This window comes from Aeromonas sp. R7-5 (genome assembly GCF_040908015.1).
Taxonomy (GTDB): Bacteria; Pseudomonadota; Gammaproteobacteria; order Enterobacterales; family Aeromonadaceae; genus Aeromonas; species Aeromonas caviae.
In genome coordinates this window covers 18,076-38,285 of sequence record NZ_JBFOCZ010000019.1, presented here as the reverse complement: position 1 = coordinate 38,285, position 20,210 = coordinate 18,076, and the positions used below count along the sequence as shown (strand labels likewise).

The 20,210-nt window shown below is 61.1% G+C and carries 18 protein-coding genes; 15 read left to right on the top strand and 3 right to left on the bottom strand.

The features are described 5' to 3' along the window. The first annotated feature begins 1 nt into the window (after position 1). From AB5Y53_RS06580 to AB5Y53_RS06525, 12 genes are all read left to right on the top strand, one after another. Positions 2 to 184, top strand: coding sequence for a DUF2635 domain-containing protein (locus AB5Y53_RS06580; protein WP_223954557.1), 183 nt, complete (start codon positions 2 to 4; stop codon positions 182 to 184). 2 nt (positions 185 to 186) lie between these two features. Continuing rightward, positions 187 to 1,677, top strand: a complete 1,491-nt coding sequence (locus AB5Y53_RS06575; protein ID WP_336574325.1) for a phage tail sheath subtilisin-like domain-containing protein — start codon at positions 187 to 189, stop codon at positions 1,675 to 1,677. A gap of 10 nt (positions 1,678 to 1,687) precedes the next feature. Beyond that, positions 1,688 to 2,044: a phage tail tube protein gene (locus AB5Y53_RS06570; RefSeq protein WP_368181398.1), complete on the top strand. Its 357-nt coding sequence runs from the start codon at positions 1,688 to 1,690 to the stop codon at positions 2,042 to 2,044. 2 nt (positions 2,045 to 2,046) lie between these two features. Beyond that, complete coding sequence (locus AB5Y53_RS06565; protein WP_368181397.1) at positions 2,047 to 2,406, top strand: phage tail assembly protein; 360 nt, start codon at positions 2,047 to 2,049, stop codon at positions 2,404 to 2,406. 153 nt (positions 2,407 to 2,559) lie between these two features. Next, the gene (locus AB5Y53_RS06560; RefSeq protein WP_368181396.1) at positions 2,560 to 4,218 is read left to right on the top strand and encodes a tape measure protein; all 1,659 of its coding nucleotides are present in this window, start codon (positions 2,560 to 2,562) and stop codon (positions 4,216 to 4,218) included. Between the two features lie 11 nt (positions 4,219 to 4,229). Further along, complete coding sequence (locus tag AB5Y53_RS06555) at positions 4,230 to 5,636, top strand: DNA circularization protein (RefSeq protein WP_368181395.1); 1,407 nt, start codon at positions 4,230 to 4,232, stop codon at positions 5,634 to 5,636. After that, positions 5,629 to 6,708 carry a phage baseplate assembly protein gene (locus tag AB5Y53_RS06550; protein WP_368181394.1) on the top strand — a complete coding sequence of 360 codons (1,080 nt, stop codon included), beginning with the start codon at positions 5,629 to 5,631 and terminating at the stop codon, positions 6,706 to 6,708. The genes AB5Y53_RS06555 and AB5Y53_RS06550 overlap by 8 nt, the downstream gene beginning before the upstream one ends. Further along, positions 6,702 to 7,256 (top strand): phage baseplate assembly protein V, encoded by a 555-nt coding sequence (locus AB5Y53_RS06545; RefSeq protein WP_275059378.1) that lies wholly within the window; start codon positions 6,702 to 6,704, stop codon positions 7,254 to 7,256. Before AB5Y53_RS06550 ends, AB5Y53_RS06545 begins: the two co-directional genes overlap by 7 nt. 6 nt (positions 7,257 to 7,262) lie before the next feature. After that, on the top strand, positions 7,263 to 7,715 hold the full coding sequence (locus AB5Y53_RS06540) for a phage GP46 family protein (RefSeq protein ID WP_368181393.1): 453 nt from the start codon (positions 7,263 to 7,265) through the stop codon (positions 7,713 to 7,715). Next, entirely contained in the window at positions 7,705 to 8,772 is a 1,068-nt protein-coding gene (locus AB5Y53_RS06535) for a baseplate J/gp47 family protein (protein ID WP_368181392.1), read from the top strand. Before AB5Y53_RS06540 ends, AB5Y53_RS06535 begins: the two co-directional genes overlap by 11 nt. Then, positions 8,757 to 9,338, top strand: a complete 582-nt coding sequence (locus tag AB5Y53_RS06530) for a YmfQ family protein (RefSeq protein WP_302354776.1) — start codon at positions 8,757 to 8,759, stop codon at positions 9,336 to 9,338. Before AB5Y53_RS06535 ends, AB5Y53_RS06530 begins: the two co-directional genes overlap by 16 nt. Before the next feature lie 2 nt (positions 9,339 to 9,340). After that, positions 9,341 to 11,476: a hypothetical protein gene (locus AB5Y53_RS06525; protein ID WP_368181390.1), complete on the top strand. Its 2,136-nt coding sequence runs from the start codon at positions 9,341 to 9,343 to the stop codon at positions 11,474 to 11,476. Here the strand turns inward: AB5Y53_RS06525 and AB5Y53_RS06520 are convergent. Further along, entirely contained in the window at positions 11,432 to 11,761 is a 330-nt protein-coding gene (locus AB5Y53_RS06520; RefSeq protein ID WP_368181389.1) for a hypothetical protein, read from the bottom strand. The two genes, AB5Y53_RS06525 and AB5Y53_RS06520, sit on opposite strands and share 45 nt — an antisense overlap. After that, entirely contained in the window at positions 11,751 to 13,274 is a 1,524-nt protein-coding gene (locus AB5Y53_RS06515) for a diguanylate cyclase (RefSeq protein WP_368181388.1), read from the bottom strand. Before AB5Y53_RS06515 ends, AB5Y53_RS06520 begins: the two co-directional genes overlap by 11 nt. A 425-nt stretch (positions 13,275 to 13,699) precedes the next feature. Between AB5Y53_RS06515 and AB5Y53_RS06510 the strand changes: the two genes are divergently transcribed. After that, positions 13,700 to 15,844, top strand: a complete 2,145-nt coding sequence (locus AB5Y53_RS06510) for a TonB-dependent siderophore receptor (protein ID WP_368181387.1) — start codon at positions 13,700 to 13,702, stop codon at positions 15,842 to 15,844. Positions 15,845 to 15,990: 146 nt separating this feature from the next. Then, entirely contained in the window at positions 15,991 to 16,713 is a 723-nt protein-coding gene (locus AB5Y53_RS06505; protein WP_368181447.1) for a siderophore ferric iron reductase, read from the top strand. A 73-nt stretch (positions 16,714 to 16,786) separates the two neighbouring features. Here AB5Y53_RS06505 and AB5Y53_RS06500 read toward each other — a convergent pair whose 3' ends face one another. Beyond that, positions 16,787 to 17,722, bottom strand: coding sequence for a LysR substrate-binding domain-containing protein (locus tag AB5Y53_RS06500; protein ID WP_368181386.1), 936 nt, complete (start codon positions 17,720 to 17,722; stop codon positions 16,787 to 16,789). A 161-nt stretch (positions 17,723 to 17,883) separates the two neighbouring features. Between AB5Y53_RS06500 and metE the strand changes: the two genes are divergently transcribed. Beyond that, on the top strand, positions 17,884 to 20,148 hold the full coding sequence (metE, locus tag AB5Y53_RS06495) for a 5-methyltetrahydropteroyltriglutamate--homocysteine S-methyltransferase (protein ID WP_368181385.1): 2,265 nt from the start codon (positions 17,884 to 17,886) through the stop codon (positions 20,146 to 20,148). Positions 20,149 to 20,210 lie beyond the last annotated feature (62 nt).

Genomic DNA, 20,210 nt, shown 5'->3' with positions numbered 1-20,210 from the left:
CGTGGAACTGCACCTGAAACCGAAAGAAGGGCTGACCCTCCGCAAGCCGGATGGCAGCAAATTGGCCGCCGAGGGTGAGCGGGTACCGCGCACCAGCTTCTGGCTCAAGCGGCTCGCCGATGGCGATGTCGAGCATGTGAAACCGGCCGCCAAGGCCACCAAGAAACCGCAAGTGAAGGAGTGACCATGGCTCTCGGAACCATCCCCAATGACGTGCGCGTGCCGCTCGTCTATATCGAGATCGACAACAGCCAGGCCCTGAGCGGCAACATCGCCCAGGATCAGAACGTGATGCTGTTCGGCCAGATGATTGACGCGGGCGGCGACGCCGGTACCGCCACGCCGCTGCAGGTGGTCGAGGTGCCGGTCAGCGAGTCGGCCATCGATAGCCTGTTCGGCGTCGGCTCCATGATGGCGCTGGCCGCCAAGCGCTACCGCAAGGCCAACAGCTACACCCGCACCTTCGCCTTGCCCATCGGCGATATCAGTGCCGGCGCCGCCGCTGCCGGGTCGTTCAAGTTCACCGGCCCCGCCACCCAGGCAGGCACCCTCTATCTGTTGATCGCTGGCCAGCTGCTGCAGGTGGGCGTGGCCGCTGCCGCGACCGCTGCCACCATCGCCACCAACGTGGCCGCCGCCATCACCGCTACCAAGAACCTGCCGGTGACCGCCGCCGTGGATGGGGTCGACACCGCCAAGGTCAACATCACCGCGAAATGGAAGGGCCTGACCGGCAACAGCATCGACCTGCGTTACAACTACAACGCCGGCGAGCAGCTGCCGCCCGGGGTGACCATCACCACCGTGGCCATGACCGGTGGATCCGGCGCCCCCGACATGGCCGCCGTCATCAGCGCGATGCCCGATGAGTGGTACAACCACATCATGATGCCGTTCAACGACACGACCAGCCTGAACACCCTGCGTGACGAGCTGCTCGAACGTTGGGGCCCGCTCAAGATGAGCGAGGCCATCGCCTATACCGCGTTCCGGGGTACCTACGGCGAGACCATCACGTTCGGCGAGGCCCGCAACGACTTCCTGATCTCCTGCATCGGCACCAGCAAGTCGCCGAGCCCGGTCTGGGAGTGGGCCGCCAGCTATTGCGGCATCGCAGCTTATCACCTGGCCATCGATCCGGCGCGCCCGCTGCAGACCCTGGTGCTGCCCGGCATCCTGGCCCCGGCCAAGGCAGACCGCTTCGCCTTTGACGAGCGCAACAACCTGCTCAAGTCCGGTATCGCTACCCACCAGATCCAGCCCGGCGACGTGGTGGCCATCGAGCGCGAGATCTCGATGTACCAGCTCAACAGCTATGGCGACCCCGACCCCAGCTACCTGGACATCACCACCCCGGCCACCCTGGGCAAGATGCGCTATGACATCAAGGTGATGGTCACCAACCGTTACCCGCGCCACAAGCTGGCCGATGACAACGTGCTGGCGCTGCTCGACCCGGCGCAGCCGGTGGTGACGCCGCAACTGATGAAGGAAGCCATCCTGGAAGTGGCGCTCGGCTGGGTGAGTGCGGGCCTGATGGAAAACTTTGACCTGTTCAAAGAGACCCTGGAGGTGACCCGCGACACCAGCGATCGCAACCGCCTCAACTGCGTCTGCCACCCGGACGTTGTCAACCAGCTGCGCGTCTTCGCAGCCCTGATCCAGTTCAAACTGTAAGGAGACCACCATGGGACAAATCCTGGGTGAAGTGACCATTCGCGCCAACGGCAAACAGCTCAAGACCAAGGCGGGGGCCGTGCTCAATCCGGGCGGCTACACCCGCACCCAGCACACCGGGGCTGGGAAAAGTTGGGGTAAGAGCCAGAAGTACAGCCCGCCCAGCATCGAAATGGTGATCGCTGCGGACGAAGATGTAAGTGTTATCGAGATCAATGCCATGTTCGACGTCACCATGACCTGGGAAGGAGACAACGGCGTTCGATACATGATGACCAAGGCCAGCACCAACGAACCGGCTACTCTGCGGGAAGACAGCGGCGATATCGCCGCCACCTTCTTCGGTGACAGAGTGGTGGAGATCTGACAATGGCCGTTATGACTCTTCGACTCAAACATGGTTATGCAATGAAGGTGGATGATGAAACTGTCCTTCAATATGAGGTCGGCCTGAAAGAGCTTTCTGGTGGCGACATCATTGAATCTCAGGAGGCCGCAGAGCAGGTGATCGAGCTGCCTAACGGTAAGGTCGCCGCCTATGTTTCTGACGTAAAAATGGGGCTCAACATGCTGTGCCGCCAAGTCGAGTACATTGGCGATATTCCTGGTCCGTTGACGATTGGCCAGTTGAAAAAATTACATCGAGAAGATCTGGCCTTGCTGCAAAGCAAGGCCAGTGAACTGGATAAATTAACGATGGAGGCAGTGGCAGCGAGGGGGCGAGTTTAAGCGGCTGGCTGAACCGGTGGAGGCGTTTCTCTTCTTTGTTGGGGACCGCCTCCCCATCAGCGAGCTGAGGAAATTCTCTCTGCGTCGTCTCATCAAGCTCCATCATCAACTTAGCCCGCCATCAAAGCCATCCCGCCATAAATAGAGGTCATCATGGCCAATAAGCTTGTTACCGATATCGTCATCAACCTTGCCGGGAATATGGCCGCCAAGGCTCGGCAATATGGGCAATCGATGAGTCAGTTCGCCGCACAGAGCAAAAGTGCTCTGGCTATGATGAACTCGACAATGGCCGCGACCAGTCAGGGCATTGATACCTTTGGCAACCGGCTAGTATTGGCCGGTGCTGCATCTGCTATCGCATTTGAGCGAACATTCGTCAAAACCGCTGCTCAATTTGAACGGTATCAGATCATGCTGAACAAGTTGCAAGGTGGTCCAGAGGGTGGTGCTAAGGCAATGGACTGGATAAAGCAGTTCACTCAAGACACCCCTTATGCAGTGGATGAAGTCACCAATTCATTTGTCAGACTCAAGGCGTTTGGTCTTGACCCTATGGATGGGACTATGCAGGCCATCGCCGACCAGGCATCCATGATGGGGGGAACGGCTGAAACGTTAGATGGTATCGCGTTGGCACTTGGTCAAGCCTGGACAAAAGGCAAGCTTCAAGGTGAAGAAGCCCTGCAATTATTGGAGCGTGGTGTTCCTGTGTGGGATTATTTGGCAAAGGCAAGTAAGGAGCTTGGGAAAAATAATGGTCTTGGTTATACAAATCAACAATTGCAAGACATGGCTAGCAAGGGGCAATTAACCAGAAAAGCCATCAAGGATTTAATTGACCAGATGGGTAAGGCATCCCAGGGTGCCGCCAAAACACAAATGGATAGCTGGAATGGCATGATCTCCAATATGGGTGACAGCTGGACCATGTTCAAAACTGATGTGATGGATAGCGGCGCCTTTACTGTGCTCAAGCAGGAGCTTGGTTCGCTACTCAAGCAATTGGACGAGATGAAAAAGACCGGTGAATACGATGAACTGGTCGAAAAGATTGGCGGCAATCTTGTGGATTCCTTCAAGGCTGCCGCTGAAGCAATTCGTGATGCGAAGGAGCTGGGAGCAGAGTTGATTCCTGTGCTCAAGTCTGTCGGTGATACCGCCAATGGTATCGCTGAGATGGTCGGCGGTTATGAAAATCTGGCCAAGATATTGGGCAGCATCTATCTGCTCAACAAAGGCGGTCGATTGTTGGCACCAGTAGCCAAAGGTGCCATGTCTGTTGGCGGCTGGGCCGCCGGGGCTATCTTCAGCAAAGGGAAGGGTGGTGCCGGTGGTATGGGCGATGCAATCAGCAACCTGGGCGCTACCCCCGTCTATGTAGTCAACATGCCTGGTTCTGGATTCGGTGATGGATCTCTGCCCGCTGCCGGTAATCAGTCCGGCAACAAGGGAACACTCAATGTTCAGAAGTTGATCGCCGGAGGTACTGCTCTATATGGCGTGTCACTTATCCCCGAACTGGGTGGCTTACCGAAATTCAGTAGGGCGGAAGAACGCGCAAAGGAGCTGGCAGATAAGGGGACCGGCCTTCTCAATCTGAGTACGGATGGCATTTCTCCTGCTCCCGGCATACTCGATGTGTTCGATGAGATGAAGGCCTTTTTCACCAGAGATATCACGCCATCCCCGCGTCCTGACAATCTTGGTATCGACATCAAGGTCAGCGATGACCGCATCACCGTCCGTTCCCGCGACGTTGCCCCCGGCATGCAGGTGCGCGTGGATAACGGCCCGTCACTGATGCCGTAAGGAGGCGTTGCATGAGCTTTGAAGAGCGTTTGACTGCCTCCATTCGGGGCGTTGAGTTCCTGCTGAACACTGTGGACGGCAAGGGCGGCCGCCGCGCTATTCCCCGCGAATACCCCAAGCGTGAAAGCGGCTGGACCGAAGACAACGGCGCGGCGATCACCAACGAGCAGATCACCGGCAAGCTGGTCGGAAAGGATTACCTGGATCAACTCCGCACCTTGCTGGCCGCCCTGAATCAGCCGGGTACCAGCGAGATGATCCACCCCTGGTGGGGCGTGCGCACCGTGCAAGTCGGTGATGTCAGCCACCGCCTGGACAACGAAGAAGATGGGGTGGCCTATGTCACCTTCACGGTGTGGGAGGCAGGCAAGCCGCTCTTTCCCTCTGCCGCCATCGATACCGCCGCGACCCTGGGTAATGCCGCCGATGCCGCCAATGGCGCCACCGAGCAATCCTTCCTGGACAGCTTCCTGACCGGCATCGACAACATGGGCCCCATGGTCGATACCCTGCTGGATGATCTGGATGAGCTGACCCGTGGCTTGCCCAGCCTGCCGACCCAGTTCCGAGAATGGACCGATCGCCTGATGCGGGCCAAAGACAGCGTGGGTACCTTGCTGGCTTACCCTGGCGAGCTGGCCCGCGAGGTGACAGGCATCGTCGAAGACATCAAGGGCGTCGTCACCGACCCCATCCGGGCGCTCTCTGTCTACGACCAGGTGATCCGCCGGTGGGATGGGATGCGGGCAGAGCTGGCGATCACCGGTGGCCTGCCGAGCGGCATCCTCAGCGATGCCGCGGCAGGCAGCGCGTCGTCTGTTTCAACCCTCGATACTGCTGCCGAACAGAGCGCCGCCCTGGCCAATGGTGCGGAGTTCACCAAGCTGGTGATCCGGGCCTCGGCCACCGCCGCCACCAGTGCCATTTCCAGCGCCAACCTGGGCACAGATCGCGACTTCACCAACGACCCGGCAGGCACCGTCACAATCGGCCAGTCGCTGACCGGTGACCAGGTCAACAACCCGCTGAGCCGCCCGGTCGTGATGAACGGCGTGGTGGGGGCTGATCGCAACGTGCAGCTCACGGCAGACGATCTGGAGCGCATGGCCAATGAATGGGCCAACCGGCTGGCCGAGCTGGCGGCCGAGGCCGTGGAAGCCGAAGAGAGCGAGATCTGGCGTGCCCTGCGGGATCTGCGCCTCGCGCTGCTGAACGATAGCCGCGAGCGCGGTGCCCAGTTGCCTCGCCGCCGCCAGTTGGTGCTGGCCACCACCACTCCGTCAGCCCTGTTGGCATGGCGGCAGTATGGCGATGCCGAATACCGCGATCGCCTGGTCAGCAGCAACGCCTTGCGTGATCCAGCCTTTATCACCCCCAGCACCCGGGTGGATGTGCTCGACGAGGTGACCAATGGCTGAGCCCATCACCCTGCGCGTCGATGGTCAAATCTATGGCGGTTGGCAGCAGGTGCGCATCACCCGCAGCCTGCGCGATATCGCCGGCGATTTCGAACTGAGCCTGACCCGCAAATGGGAAAACGCCGGTGAGATGGTCATCAAGCCGTTGAGCGCCTGCACCGTGCATATCGGCAATGAGCTGGTGCTGACCGGTTATGTCGATGACTTCATCCCCAGCTATGACGCCCGCGAGGTGAGCTGGGTGGTCAGTGGCCGCAGCAAGACCAGCGATCTGGTGGATTGCTCGGCCATCTTCAAAGCCGGTGCCTGGTCAGGTGTCAAACTCGACCAGGTGGCCCGGGATATCTGCGCCCCCTTCGATATCGAGGTGGTGGTGGAGTGTGACCTTGGGGATGCCTTCCCCCGCGTCACCATCGAACAGGGGGAGACCTGTTTCGAGCTGCTCGATCGCTTGGCCAAGCAGCGGGCGGTGCTGCTCACCACCAACGAACGCGGCCAACTGGTGCTGACCCAGGCCAGCGATACCCCCATGGGGGCCAGCCTCATCCTGAGCGAGAACATCATGGCCGCCCGGGGCAACTTCAGCATGCGTGACCGGGCATCGGAATGGATCGTCAAAGGCAGCAGCTATGCGGGCGGGGCGACCTGGGATAACGCGGCCCCCGCCACCATCGGCGGCCAGAAGGCCGTCATCAAAGACCCTGGCGTCACCCGCTATCGCCCCCGCATCATCATCGCCGAAGATGTCACCACCGTGGCCGGGGCCAGCAAGCGCGGCCAGTGGCAGAAGCAGCGCAGCATCGGTGAAGGCACCCAGACCGAGATCACGGTCGCAGGATGGCGCATCCAGGGGATAGAAGGCGACCAGGGGCCACTCTGGCGCATCAACCGCATGTGCCCCATCAAGGACGAGATCCAGGGCCTGGACGAGAGCTGGCTGATTGTCACCGTGACCCTGATGGAAAGCGACAAGAACGGCCGGGAGGCCATCCTCAACCTGACCCCGCGTGAAGCCATGCTGATCCCCGCTGAGGTCGTCAAGAAGCAGACCAAGGAGGTAACCACATGGTGACCCTGCGCGATGTGCAGAAGCTTATCGCCCCGCTCTGGCGCCGGGTGCGCTTGATCGCAGACCGGGCCATCGTCACGGCCGTGACTGACTCGTTCAACCGACAGGGGCTGCAGCTCAAGGTGCTGGCCGACGAGGCCGCCTCTGATGTCGAGCGTTTCCAGAACTACGGTCACACCAGCGTGCCGCCAGCAGGGTCTGAGGCCATCGTGCTGGGCATCGGTGGGGCCCGTGCTGGCCTTGTGGCCATCGCGGTCGAAGACAAGGGCGTGCGCCCCAAAGACTTGGAAGCGGGGGACAACTGCCTGTACCATCTGGAGGGCCACCGCATCATCCTGCGCAAGGAGGGTGACCTGCTCCAGCAGGCGAAAACCGTCACTCTCTCCGCCACTGAAAAGCTCACCATCATATCCCCTGATAGCGAGATTCAGGGGCCCCTTCATGTCACGTTGAACATCCTGGTGGATGGCGATGTGATCATCAATGGCAAGTCGTTCCTGGATCATAAACATGATCTGCCGGGTGGAGGCCAAACATCTCCCCCTGTGTGAGGGGCGATGACCACAGCAATCATCTGGAACAACGAAACCGGCCGAGGCGATATCGAGATCACCTCGGCCGGTTTGCGTCAGGATGATGGCCTGGAAACCCTGGTCCTGCAGATCCTCTTCACCGATGCCCGTGCCGACGAGTCTGATGTGCTGCCTGATGGCACCAGCGATCGCCGTGGCTGGCCAGGTGATACCTTCGCGGACGAACCATGGGGCAGCAAGCTCTGGCTGCTCGATCGCTCCAAGCTCACCACCGATGTGCGTAACAAGGCAGTGACCTATGCGCAAACCGCCCTCGACCGCCATTTAAAGCCCGATTACGCCAAGCTCGTCACCGTCACCGGGTCTATTCCGAAATTTCAGATGCTGCAGCTCGATATCGCCATCACTCGCCCTGATGGCAGCGAACTGAGCCTGAGCATCAAGCAACGTTGGGAGGCGCAAGCCAATGCCGTATAGCGTGCCCACCCTGCGCCAACTCATCGCCAGCGGTGCGCTGGATCTCGAAGCCAGCCTGGGCACCGTGCTGCCAAAGTTCGGTATCGAGCTGGCGCTGAACGCGTCGGTCAGTGCCGCGATTCGCGACCTCTACGACCATCAGGCGTGGATCGTGCGCCAGATCATCCCGACCACCGAGTCAGACGATCAGACCATCATCGAGACGGCCCAGTTTGAAGGGGTCATCCGCAAGCAAGCCACCTATGCCGCAGGCCCTGCCACCCTCAACGGCACGGTGCCTGCGCCGGTCGGTACCGTGCTGCAACACAAGGATGGTCGTCAGTATGCCGTGACAGCCAGCGCCAGCCCCAGCAGTGGTACCGTCGCCGTGGAGGTGCAAGCCGTCGAGGTGGGTGCTGGCGGCAACCTGGCCGCAGGCGAGGTGCTGACATTGGTAACCCCCGTCCCCGGGTTGCAGTCCAACGGCGTCAGTGGCGACATCAGCGGCGGTGCAGACATCGAACCCATCGCCGAACTGCTCGAACGCCTGCTGTTTCGCAAACGCAACCCGCCCATGGGCGGTGCCGTGGCGGATTACGTGGCCTGGATGCGTGAAGTGCCCGGTGTGACTCGCGCCTGGGCCTATGACGCATGGCAAGGTGGCGGCACCGTGGGTATCGGCTGGGTTTATGATGACCGGGGCGACATCTTGCCGACCCCGACTGACAAGCTCGCCATGATGGAGTACCTCTTCCGCCATCCCGACCCGGCCACCGGTGTGCTGGTCGGTCGCCCTGGTGGTATCGAGCCGGTCGACATCGATGTCCAGCTCAAGAGCACCGATCTGGCGATTACCCCCATCCCGGATACCGCTGACATCAGGGCCGCCATTGCCGCCAACATCAGTGGTTACGAGCGCACCCTGCAGCCGGGCAACACCCTGCTGCTCAGCAGCATCAGAACGGCCATTGGGTCAGCGGCAGGCATCAAAGACTACACCCTGGATCTGGTAGCTGATGTGCCGGCCGACCCGGACGAACTGAACGTCATCGGAGTGATCATATGGCCCACGCTGTAGAGCAATGGGGCGATGCCCTCCTGCAGCAGATGCCCCGTGGCCGCGCATGGCCGCGTGATCCTGATGCCAACCTGCCCAAGTACGTCATGGGGTTCGCCAAGCGCCTGGCCCAGCTTGAACTCAGCGCCGACCAGCTGCTGCTTGAAATGCGCCCTGAGACGACCGTGCAGCTGCTCCCGGAGTGGGAGGAATACCTCGGCCTGCCGGAGTGCGGCACCGTGAACCAGCCCTTTGAGATGCGCCGTGCGGCCGTGGTCGAGAAGTACCACCGCAAGGGCGGTCTGCAGACCTGGATGATCGAGCAGATCGCCGCTGCGCTTGGCTTCACCGTCAAGGTGTCAGAGCAGTGGCCCCACCATGTGTTGCGCAGCGTGACCTATCCCATCTATCCGGCCTCTACCCGCTTCGTCCTGCGGGTAGATGTCTACGACCTGCCAGAAGAGCGTTTCACCGTCCTGGATAACGTGCTGACGCCCCTGCGCGGCAATGCCCCCCTGGTGCTCGAATGCGTGCTCAATCGCCTGAAACTGGCGGGTTTCTATTACGACTTTAACTATGAGGTGTGACCATGTACTGGCCTGATACCAATACTGGCGTTGACATTGAACCTGCCCGCAAGCCTGTCGCATCGATGGTGAGGAAATATTTCACTGAAGGCGGTGCAGGACAAGCGCCGACTGTGCCGGGAGGTGACTTCTTTAACCAGATCACCAACGAACTGCTGAACGCGGTGACAACCGCTGGCTTGGAGCCCAGCAAGACTGAAGACGATCAATTGGCACAGGCGATCCAGCTGATCGCAGATTCTGCTAGTGACAGTCTGCGACAAGAAATAGCGGAAGGTAGTGGCAGTCTTGTCGGCTGTGTTTTTTCTGGCTCGCAAGGTGACCTTGCAGGTTTTATCGATAAAACAGAGGCAGATGTTCACAACAACTTTATTGCTGTATCCCCTAATCCTAGGGTGAAATCTGTTCTCTTATCTGCTCCTCGCGAGGGCGTGCGAGCCGCCGAGCTTAAGACTGCATTCGGCTACACAGCCCTCTATCCGCAGGGCATTGCCCAAGACAGGCAGACCGGTGAGTGGTTCGTTTGCTACATCGTAGAGGGCGGATCTGATGTCGAGGTGTGTTGGGTTGATGTATATACATCTGATTTTATCTATTCAGGGAAGACGTTCGGACTTCGGTGTCGATTCCCTGAAGGTCTGCTGATCGGGTATGTATCAGGGCAACGCAAAATCGGTCATTCTGGTGCAACCAGTGACACAGTGCTGAAAGTAACTAACCTGCCCGCTACTGCTAGCATATTGGATCTCCAAATTATCCCTGTGACGATGACCAGCACTGTTGGTTGTCTGACAGCGATGGGGAGCTTTGGTGACCTGGCGGCAGTGATGTCGCCCCTGGCTAACAATGCCGGCGGTGTAAAATATGGGCTGACGCGCATGTTCAGCCTACAAGACATTCTATCCAGTGCGACCCCAACTGCGATCGGGACAGTATCTCTGCCTAGCGGAATTGTTGGCACTGGTGATCCCGCCGGAGCCGCACTGACTCCACCAAAACCACAGGTAACCAAGCCGCAAGGGCTGGCCGTAGGGCCTGATGGTCTAGCTGTGTACTCCGGTTATCAGTGGTATGCCAGTAATGTGACTATCGGCGAAGGGCATAACCCTCGCGTGAGTCAATTCACCCTGTCTGGCGTGCTACGGTCATCAGTGTCTGTGAGAGTCGATCATCTCGCCAATGCTTTCGCCGCAGCCGGTATCGCCGCGCCATTGGTCGAGCCAGAAGGCTGCGCTTACGACAATCAGGGGCGTCTGATTACCGCTACTGTCGTGGGGTTTAACTTCGTTCTGTGCGCTGAGGGGGTGACACTGCCAGGGAAAACCTCTGTTGACGTGCCTGTGTCCTATGTCGCTGCAAACCCAGCAGGGACACTTGGATCTGCGTATATGACCCGTGGCTTAAGCGATGTGAATAACGCTACGATAACCGATGCGGACCAGGCTGCCGACTACTGCAAGTTTGCAGGCCTGTCCGTGCTTAGATTCCAGCTCGCTACTGATGCTTCTTTCACGGTATCTGGTAAGACGTTTACGGAAGGCAACGTTTTTGTCGAGAACCTTGATGGTAACTTCTTTTTCATCTCCATCATATCGAATGCTGGAGAATATAAGTTCGCGGCATCTGGTTCCACACCAAGAACTTGGACGATGAAATCTCAAGTTCAATACGGTGCTCCGCTAACCAATCCTGCTTCATTAGGTTCTCTGGTGCAACGAGGGGTTAACGGTTTAGGGCAAGATAGATATGTAGTTGCAGCAGCCAACTCTCATACCCCCATGCAGTTTGTCAACGCAACGAATGGCATTATTGGTTCTGTCGGTATGGGGGCAGCGTCTACATCATACAACACCACGTCTGATGAGCGCTTGAAAACTCCCCATGGTGAAATGAGTGATGCACTTTCACTTGTTTGCCAAATGGTTAGTAGCGGAGCTGTGCAATTGGCAGCATTTAAAAGCACCCCTGATGACATTCGGCCGATGGTCCTAGCCCAGCGCATGCATCCGCTTTACCCATGGGCTGTTACCCCTGGATCTGGTGAGCCAGGGGATGAGGACTTTATTCCGTGGCAAGTTGACAGCTCCCAGCTATTACCATTGATTGTTCTTGCTCTTTCTCAACTTGCTTCTAAATAAATCCTTCCCCCACATTCTTCTAGTGAATTGATCACAGCTACCAGTGATCAATTCACTAGCCTTTTTTGATCTAAATACCCGGCGCGCAACAGCGGCCTTGACCAGGGACTGACTGTCGTTGATGGCACTCTCTATCATGGCCCTAGCATGGTTCAGGCTGCGCGCGTTGTCCTTGCGAAGGCCGCTGGCCGCCTGCAGGAGGTTGAGGGCGGTGAGGCCGACCAGCAAGAGGAGCCCGAGCACGATGGCCAGACGCAGACGCTGTGCCAGGGGATCAGTCGGCATGATGCACCCGATTCTTGCCGGCATCCTTGGCCTGATAGAGCGCCTGATCGACCCGCGCCAGCAGTTGCTCGGCGGACTCCTGTCGCCACAGTCCCAGCCCGGCAGAGAAGGTCACCACCAGTTCCGGTTCGCGCCATGACCGCTGTGCCACCTGGGTGCGCCACTGCTCGAGCATCGTCCGTGCTCTGACGCTGTCCTCCCCGGGAATGATGATGGCCAGCTCCTCGCCGCCGTAGCGGTAGAGGGTGGCCTCCTTGCCTGCAATCTGCCGCCCTTCCCGGGCCACCGCCCGCAGGACCTCGTCACCGACCGGGTGGCCGTGGGTGTCATTGATGGATTTGAAGTTGTCCAGATCGATCAACCCCAGGCAGAAAGGGCGGCCGGCGATCAGCTGGTCGTCGAGTGCCTTGTCAAAGCAGCGGCGATTGAACAGACCCGTGAGGGCATCCGTGTTGGACGCCTCCACGGCTTCCTGCATCTGGCGATGGCCGTTCTGGATCTCCTGGCGCAACTGATCCCCCGGTTTGCCCGCGTGGATGCGTCCGGCGCGCATCAGGGCGATGATCTCGAAGATCATCTTGCTGAGCACATGACGCAAGGACCACCAGCAGAGCAGGCAGATCAGCATGCAGCCCACCAGGGTGATCTGGAGCTGGTGGGACTCGCTGCTGCTTACCTCCTTGAACCTGGCATCGCTGACGGCATAGATGACGAACCAGTCCGGGTTGGAGAAGGAGTAGTAGTAGAGGTGGGTCTGGCGCTTTGCATCGAAGAGGTGGTCGGCGCCGTTGGTCATCTGCTCGATGAGCCGGCGGTCCACGCGATGGCGAAACAGGTTCCCCACATCCGAGTGCAGCAGGATGTCGCCTGCCCGATCGACCAGGTAGACCTCCCCCTTGAGAGGGCTCATGAGCTGGCGCAGGGGATAGCTCATCTGCTCGAGATCCACGTCCATGGCCAGGGTACCGAGGAAGAATCCCTCCTTGTTGATCAGGGGGCGGGAGACGGAGACGCTGCGGCTCTTGTCGTCGAATTGGCTGGTGTAGTGATCGGTGTAGTGCACGAAGGGGGTTCGCACGGCGGCGGAGAGAAACCAGGGGCGCTTCCTGGCATCAACGTGCTCCTCGACCGGCAGATGGGGAATGGCGTTGAAGCGCCCCTGCGGATCGGCGAGCAGGATGCTCTTCACATAGGGGGTGAGTGCCAACGTTTGCATCAGGGAGAGGCCAAGTGGCGTGTTGCCCTCATTGAGGAAGGCATCCAGGCCTGATTCATCGATGACACTGCCCGTCTCGTTGAGGACATGCTCCAGTGACTTGAACTGTGGCTCGATGGACTGGGTCGCCATGTTGTGCACGAACATGGCCGCCACCTTGTGATACTTGCGCTCGGCAGAGGAGCGGATGCTGACACTGACGGCCATCAGGGCGATGAGCAGGGTCAGGATGATGACTCCGAAGGTGACGTTGAGCTGGGTATCGCAGTGCAGGTTTTGGTGGGCGGTCTCATGCATAGGCGTGTGCTGATGGCTTGGTATTGTCTCAATCAGGCCTGATAAAAGGGTGGGCATGCTATCGCCTCATTTATCAATAGCGATTGACCAGGATCAACAAGGGGAGGGAGAACGCGACCATGCTTGTCTGATGAGTGTGAATATGGTGGTGAAAATGCCGCCATGTTCTGAATATGTGATGGTTACTTGCCGATTGACGATGCAAGTGAAGGCGGTGTCCTTCATCAGGCGGCCATGATGAGCCCTCCCTGAGAGGCTCGACGGCGTTGCCATGTTGCCTCCGATAACAGATGGCGTGCCTGCCACCCTCGCTTTCCCCGCTTCCCGCCAACATGCCCCAAATTGTTAATATCGGGGCAAAATAGAACAATAAAATGCAAATGATATTTGTTACTATTCACATGCAGTAAGTAATCGAGGATCTGATGCAGCGTGTTCACCCCCCTTTGACCCTGGTCGCCGTGACCATCTCCACCCTGCTTGCAGGCTCTGTACAGGCCGCCGCGCCCGACAGCCAGGATACGGCCACCGCCGACGAGACCCTGACCGTGCTCGGCCAGACCTATCGCAACACCGCGACCAAGACCCGGCTCGACCCCATCGAGACGCCCCAGGCCATCTCGGTGGTGGATGGGGAGACCCTGTCGCTGCGCGGTGTCAGCTCGGTGAGCGAGGCGTTGCGCTACGTGCCCGGCGTCAACACCGAGCTGCGGGGCGGGGCGGTCAACCGGCTGGATCTGTTCAACATCCGTGGCTTTGACAACTACCAGAACTTCTATGACGGCCTGCTGCTCCAGTACAACGACTGGAACCTGCAACCCCAGATAGATCCGGTGGCCATCGAGCAGCTGGAGGTGTTCAAGGGGCCGACATCGGTGCTCTATGGCAGCATGCCCCCCGGCGGCATGGTCAACCTCATCGCCAAGCGCCCCCAGCGGGAGAGCAAGCACAACGTGAGCGTGGCGACCGGCACGGGCACCCTCAAGGAGATGACCCTCGACAGCACCGGTGCCATCAACGAGCAGCTCGCCTATCGGCTGGTGGGACTGGCCCGGGAGAAGGATGGCCAGGCGGTGACCTCGAAGGAGGAGCGCTATGTCTTTGCGCCGTCCCTGGACTGGCAGCTCGGCGAGCGTACCCTGCTGAACCTCAACCTTTACTACCAGAAGGATCCCGAGGCCGGCATCTACACCACTGTGCCCGCCAGCGGCTCGGCCAAGTCCAACCCCCTGGGGCAGCTTGGCAGCGACACCTTCCTTGGCGACGAGAACTGGAACGAGTACAACCGGGATGTGACCCTGTTGGGCTACAAGCTGAGCCACGACTTCAACGAGCGCTGGCAGGTGCTGCAAAATGCCCGCTACATGGATGCGTCCGCCTATCAGCGCAACACCTACAACGCGGCCCTGGCGGCGGACAACCGCACCCTGGCCCGCAACGCCTATCTCACCGATGAAGACTCTCGCGGCGTTGTCATCGACAACCAGCTGGCGGGCAAGGTGCAGACGGGCTCTGCCCAGCACAACCTGCTGCTCGGGGTCGATTACCAGTACCTGGATGCCCATATCCTCTACCGGGATACCCTCGACTACTCGGCGCCCAGCATCGACATTTTCAACCCGAACCATAGCCAGATAGTCCCAGAGGCACTCACTTTCAACTACCAGGATAAAAAGGTGATCCGTCAGTCCCAGACCGGCGTCTATCTGCAGGATCAGGTGCGCCTCGATCGGCTGGTGGCCATCGGGGGCGCCCGCTACGACCGCTACCGGATGGACACCGACAGCCGGACCCTCTATCAGGGGGCGGACAGCCAGTCCCTGGCCCACATCGATCAGGACAACCTCTCCTTCCGTGTCGGCGCCCTCTATGAGCTGGATGGCGGCTTCTCCCCCTATGCGAGCTATGCCGAGAGTTTCGAGCCGGTGCCGGGGGCGGACAAGCAGGGCCAGGCGTTCAAACCAGCGACTGGTCATCAGTGGGAAGGGGGCGTCAAGTTTCTCTCCGACGACATGAGCAAGACGGCGACCCTGTCGGCGTTCCACATCACCAAGAAGAACGCCCTGGTGACGGATCCGGACAATGTCTACGGGCCCAAGCTGCAGACCGGGGAGACGGTCTCCAGGGGCATCGAGCTTGAGGGGAGAGCCGATCTCACCAGCCAGCTGGATCTGGCCCTCAACTACACCCTGATGGACATGGAGATCACGCGTGACACCACCACGCTGCAGGGCAAGACGCCGGTCTGGGTCCCCAGACAGATGGCGTCGCTGTGGAGCAACTACTACCCCGGCGGCAACCTCGAGGGGATGCGAGTGGGCGCCGGCCTGCGCTACGTGGGAGAGGCCGAGATGGATGCCGCCAACACCGACAAGGTACCGGACTACCTCCTGATGGACATGTCCGCCTCCTACGATCTCGCCGCCCTCAGCGCAAGCCTGAAGGGGGTGGGGGTATCGCTTGGCGCCAGCAACCTGTTCAACAAGACCTACTACTCCTGCTACGACCAGAACAACTGCTGGTTCGGGGCCGAACGAAGCGTGGAGGCGCGACTCAAATACGCATTCTGACCTTGCGCCCCGGCACGCGCCCGGGGCCCTTTCAACGAATGGGCGAGGAGAGGGGGCGCGGTGTGCCGCACAGCCTTAGTCGGGAGCGCGGCCTTGGCCGGGAGAAAGCGGACGCGGAACGCGCCCTCGTCTCGGATCACCAGGCCCTGTTCGCGGCGGCGGCCAGCCTGATCCCGTCCCTCAAGGGGAACCTGGTGGCGGCCGGTGACGTGCGCCCGCCACTGACGGATGCCGCCGGGGCGACGTCGGCCGCGGTGGCCGCAGCCCTCCATGAGCACTGGCAGCAGGCACACCCGGAGGCGGGGCCCGCCTACTGGCTCACCCGCAGCTGGGGCATGCTCTGCTGGCAGTCCATCTATCTCGCCATGGTGGCCGTCTACCGCCATCAGGCCGTGCCTGCCCTCGACAGGCTGGGACAGGTGCATGAGGCCGGCGTGGTGTCGGGCTTTACCCTGCCGGCCGAGCCCATGATCAGAGGGGAGGCCGGCGTGTTGATCAAGACGGCCGGGGAGCGACTCCAGGCGCACTGGCAGGGGCTGTTCACCCTCCTTGGGACGGCGCAGCGGCTGCGCCCCGGTTTCGTGCGCCCGCTCCTGGCGGACGATCTGCTGGCGGCCCTGGTGCGGGTGCCCGATTTCTTCGGGGAAGTGAGTCGGGAGGAGGTGAGGGCCCATGCCCCCCTCTGGCTTGAATCCTGTGGCCTGCCGTCGGCACATCTGGCGGGTTGGCGCGAGGCGGGCCTGCCCCGGGACGAGGCCTTCCCGGGCTATGTGCGCCAGCGCTGCTGCCTGCATTACAAGCGCCGGGATGGGGAGCTTTGTGGCAACTGCCCGCGAAGGCTGGGTGGGGCGAGGGGTGACGAGTGCTGATGCCCGACTCTTCGTCTTCGCGGGCAACCCGTGATGAAAGCCGCCTGATCCTGGCGGCTTTTTTGTGTCCGGCTTACTGGGCCGCCATCCGGGTGCGGATGCGCTCGAACAGGCTCTGCAGGCAGGCCTGATCTTTGTCGGCGGCTCGCACGGCGCCATACATGTGGCGGCGAATGCCCTCCCCGAGAGGGCGCGCCTCAAGCAGGCCCTGGCGCACGAACTCCTCGCTGGCCCAGCGGGGCAGGGCGGCGAGCCCGAGCCCGGCGGCGGCCATCTGCAGCATGACCGAGGTGTTGTCCACCGGTTTGCAGCGGGCGGGCTCCACCCCGGCCGGTTGCAGGAAACGGCTGAACACGTCCATCCGCGCCCGCTCCACCGGGTAGACCAGCAGCACCTCCGGTCGCAGATCGTCCGGTGCGATGCGCAGCTGCTGGCAGAGGGGGTGATCCGGCGCCATCACCAGGGTGAGATCGAAGGCGAACAGCGGCTCGAAATGAAGATCCCCGCGGGCCTGCACATCCGAGGTGAGCAGCAGGTCGAGCTGGCCGCCAAGCAGGGCACTGATGGCATCGAAACCCGGCACCGACTCCACCTCCAGATCCACGCCGGGCCACTGGCGGCGAAAGTCCGGCAACAGCGGGAGCAACCACTGGATGCAGCTGTGGCAATCGAGGGCCAGATGCAGCCTGCCCGCCTCGCCGCTGTGCAGGGCGACCAGCTGGCGCTCGGTCTGGGCCAGGGCGGGCAGCACCTGACGGGCCAGGGCCAGCAGATGCTGGCCTGCCGCCGTCAGCACCAGAGGGCGGCTTTTTCGAAGAAACAGCTCCAGATTGAGGCGGGTCTCCAGCTCCTTGAGCTGGTGGGAGAGGGCGGACTGGGTGAGGTTGAGGGTGAGCGCGGCCCCGGCCAGGGACCCTTGCTCGGCCAGGGCGCTGATGGTCTTCAGGTGTTTGAGATCGATGCCCAGATTGCTGCTCTGAGGGGGGCTGGATGGGGTGGGCGCGACCATGGCACTGCTCCTTTGTGCGTCAGTTGAGAAATTCTTGAGAGCCAGTTGAAGAGGATTCAATAGCCAAGGTCACCTTATCTTGTCATTTTGGATGTGTAAACATCTGGATGGCCAAACAATCCAGATCCTCATCAGATAAACGAGCATAAGGAATGGAACCTATGACCTTCGCACACACCCTGGGCTTTCCCCGTATCGGCGCCAAGCGCGAACTGAAATTTGCCCTCGAATCCTACTGGCGTGGCGAAACCACCCAGGCCGAGCTGGTCGCCGTGGGCAAGAGCCTGCGTGAGCGCCACTGGCAGGCCCAGCGTACCGCCGGGGTCAACCTGCTGCCGGTGGGGGATTTTGCCTGGTACGATCAGGTGCTGGGTACCAGCCTGCTGGTGGACGCCGTGCCTGCCCGTCACCGCCACGGCGACACCGACCTCGACACCCTGTTCCGGGTGGCCCGTGGCCGTGCGCCGACCGGCCCGGCGGCGGCCGCTGCCGAGATGACCAAGTGGTTCAACACCAACTACCACTACCTGGTGCCGGAATTTTACCGTGACCAGCGCTTCAAGCTGGGCTGGAGCCAGCTCTTTGACGAGGTGGAAGAGGCCAAGGCCCTTGGGCTGCCGGTCAAGGCGGTGTTGCTGGGCCCTGTCTCCTACCTCTGGCTTGGCAAGGAGAAAGAGAGCGGCTTCTCCCGCCTCGAACTGCTGGATCGCCTGCTGATCGTCTACCAGGAGATCCTGGCCAAACTGGCGGCCCAGGGGGTGGAGTGGGTGCAAATCGACGAGCCAGCCCTGGCGCTGGACCTGCCGGACGAGTGGCGCCTAGCCTACCTCAAGGCATATGAGCGCCTGAGCGGCCCCTGCAAGCTGCTGCTCACCACCTACTTCGGGTCCGTGGCCCATCAGCGAGACATCATCACCAGTCTGAAGGTGGACGGCCTGCACCTGGATCTGGTGGCTGCCCCCGAGCAGCTCGAGACCCTGGTCCCGCACCTGCCGGCCCAGTGGGTACTCTCGGCGGGTGTCATCAACGGCCGCAACGTCTGGCGTGCCAACCTGGCCAAGCTGGCGCCGACCCTCAAGGCCTTGAAAGAAAAGCTTGGCGAGCGCCTCTGGGTGGCCTCCTCCTGTTCCTTGCTGCACAGCCCGGTGGATTTGACCCTGGAGCACGAGCTGGAGCCCCAGACTCGCAGCTGGTTCGCCTTCGCCCTGCAAAAGTGCTATGAGCTGGGGCTGCTGTCCGACTACCTGGACGGTGGCGCCCTGGACAAAATCGAGGCTTACAGCCAGCCCATCGTGGATCGGGAGTCCGACAGCCGGGTTCACAAGAAAGCGGTGCAGTCACGACTCGCCAGCCTGACCAACAGTGACTTCGATCGCCAGAGCGCCTACCCGGTGCGTGCCGACGCGCAGCGCTCGGATCTGAAGCTGCCGCTCCTGCCCACCACCACCATCGGCTCCTTCCCGCAGACCTCTGAAATCCGGGTGCTGCGTCAGGATTGGCGTGCCGGGCGCATCGATGACCAGGCCTACGAGGCGGGCATCCAGGCCCAGATCAAGGATGCGATTGAGCGCCAGGAGGCCATCGGGCTGGACGTGCTGGTGCACGGCGAGGCCGAGCGCAACGACATGGTGGAGTATTTCGGGGAGCTGCTGGACGGCTTTGCCATCACCCGCTTTGGCTGGGTACAGAGCTATGGCTCCCGCTGCGTCAAGCCGCCGGTGATCACCCGTGACATCGACCGTCCGACCCCCATGACCCTTGAGTGGACGAAGTTTGCCCAGAGCCTGACCGACAAGCCGGTGAAGGGCATGCTGACCGGCCCCGTGACCATTCTCTGCTGGTCCTTCCCGCGGGAAGACGTGAGCCGCGAGCAGTCCGCCCTGCAGATTGGCCTGGCCATTCGCGACGAGGTGGCCGACCTGGAAGCCGCCGGCATCAAGATCATCCAGATCGACGAGCCGGCGATCCGCGAAGGGCTGCCCCTGCGCAAGCAGGATCACCAGGCCTATCTCGACTGGGCGGTGCGCGCCTTCCGCCTGAGCGCAAGCCCGGTGGTGGACAGCACCCAGATCCACACCCACATGTGTTACAGCGACTTCAACCTCATCATCGAGGCGGTGGCGGCGCTGGACGCGGATGTGATCACCATCGAGACGAGCCGCAGCCAGATGCAGTTGCTCGAAGCGTTCGAGCGCTTCAACTACCCCAACGAGATCGGCCCGGGCGTCTACGACATCCACTCGCCGAACGTACCGAGCCAGGGCTGGATTGAAGACCTCATCCGCAAGGCTGCACAACAAATCCCGGCAGACCGGCTCTGGGTGAACCCGGACTGCGGCCTCAAGACCCGCGGCTGGGAAGAGACCACCGCTGCCCTGAAGGTGATGGTCGATGCAACCCGGGCGCTGCGCGCCGAGCTGGCCTGAGGGCTTCCATTCACCCGGACGAGCGCCCGGTGAGTGTCACCAAGACGAGAGAGGGAAGGCGA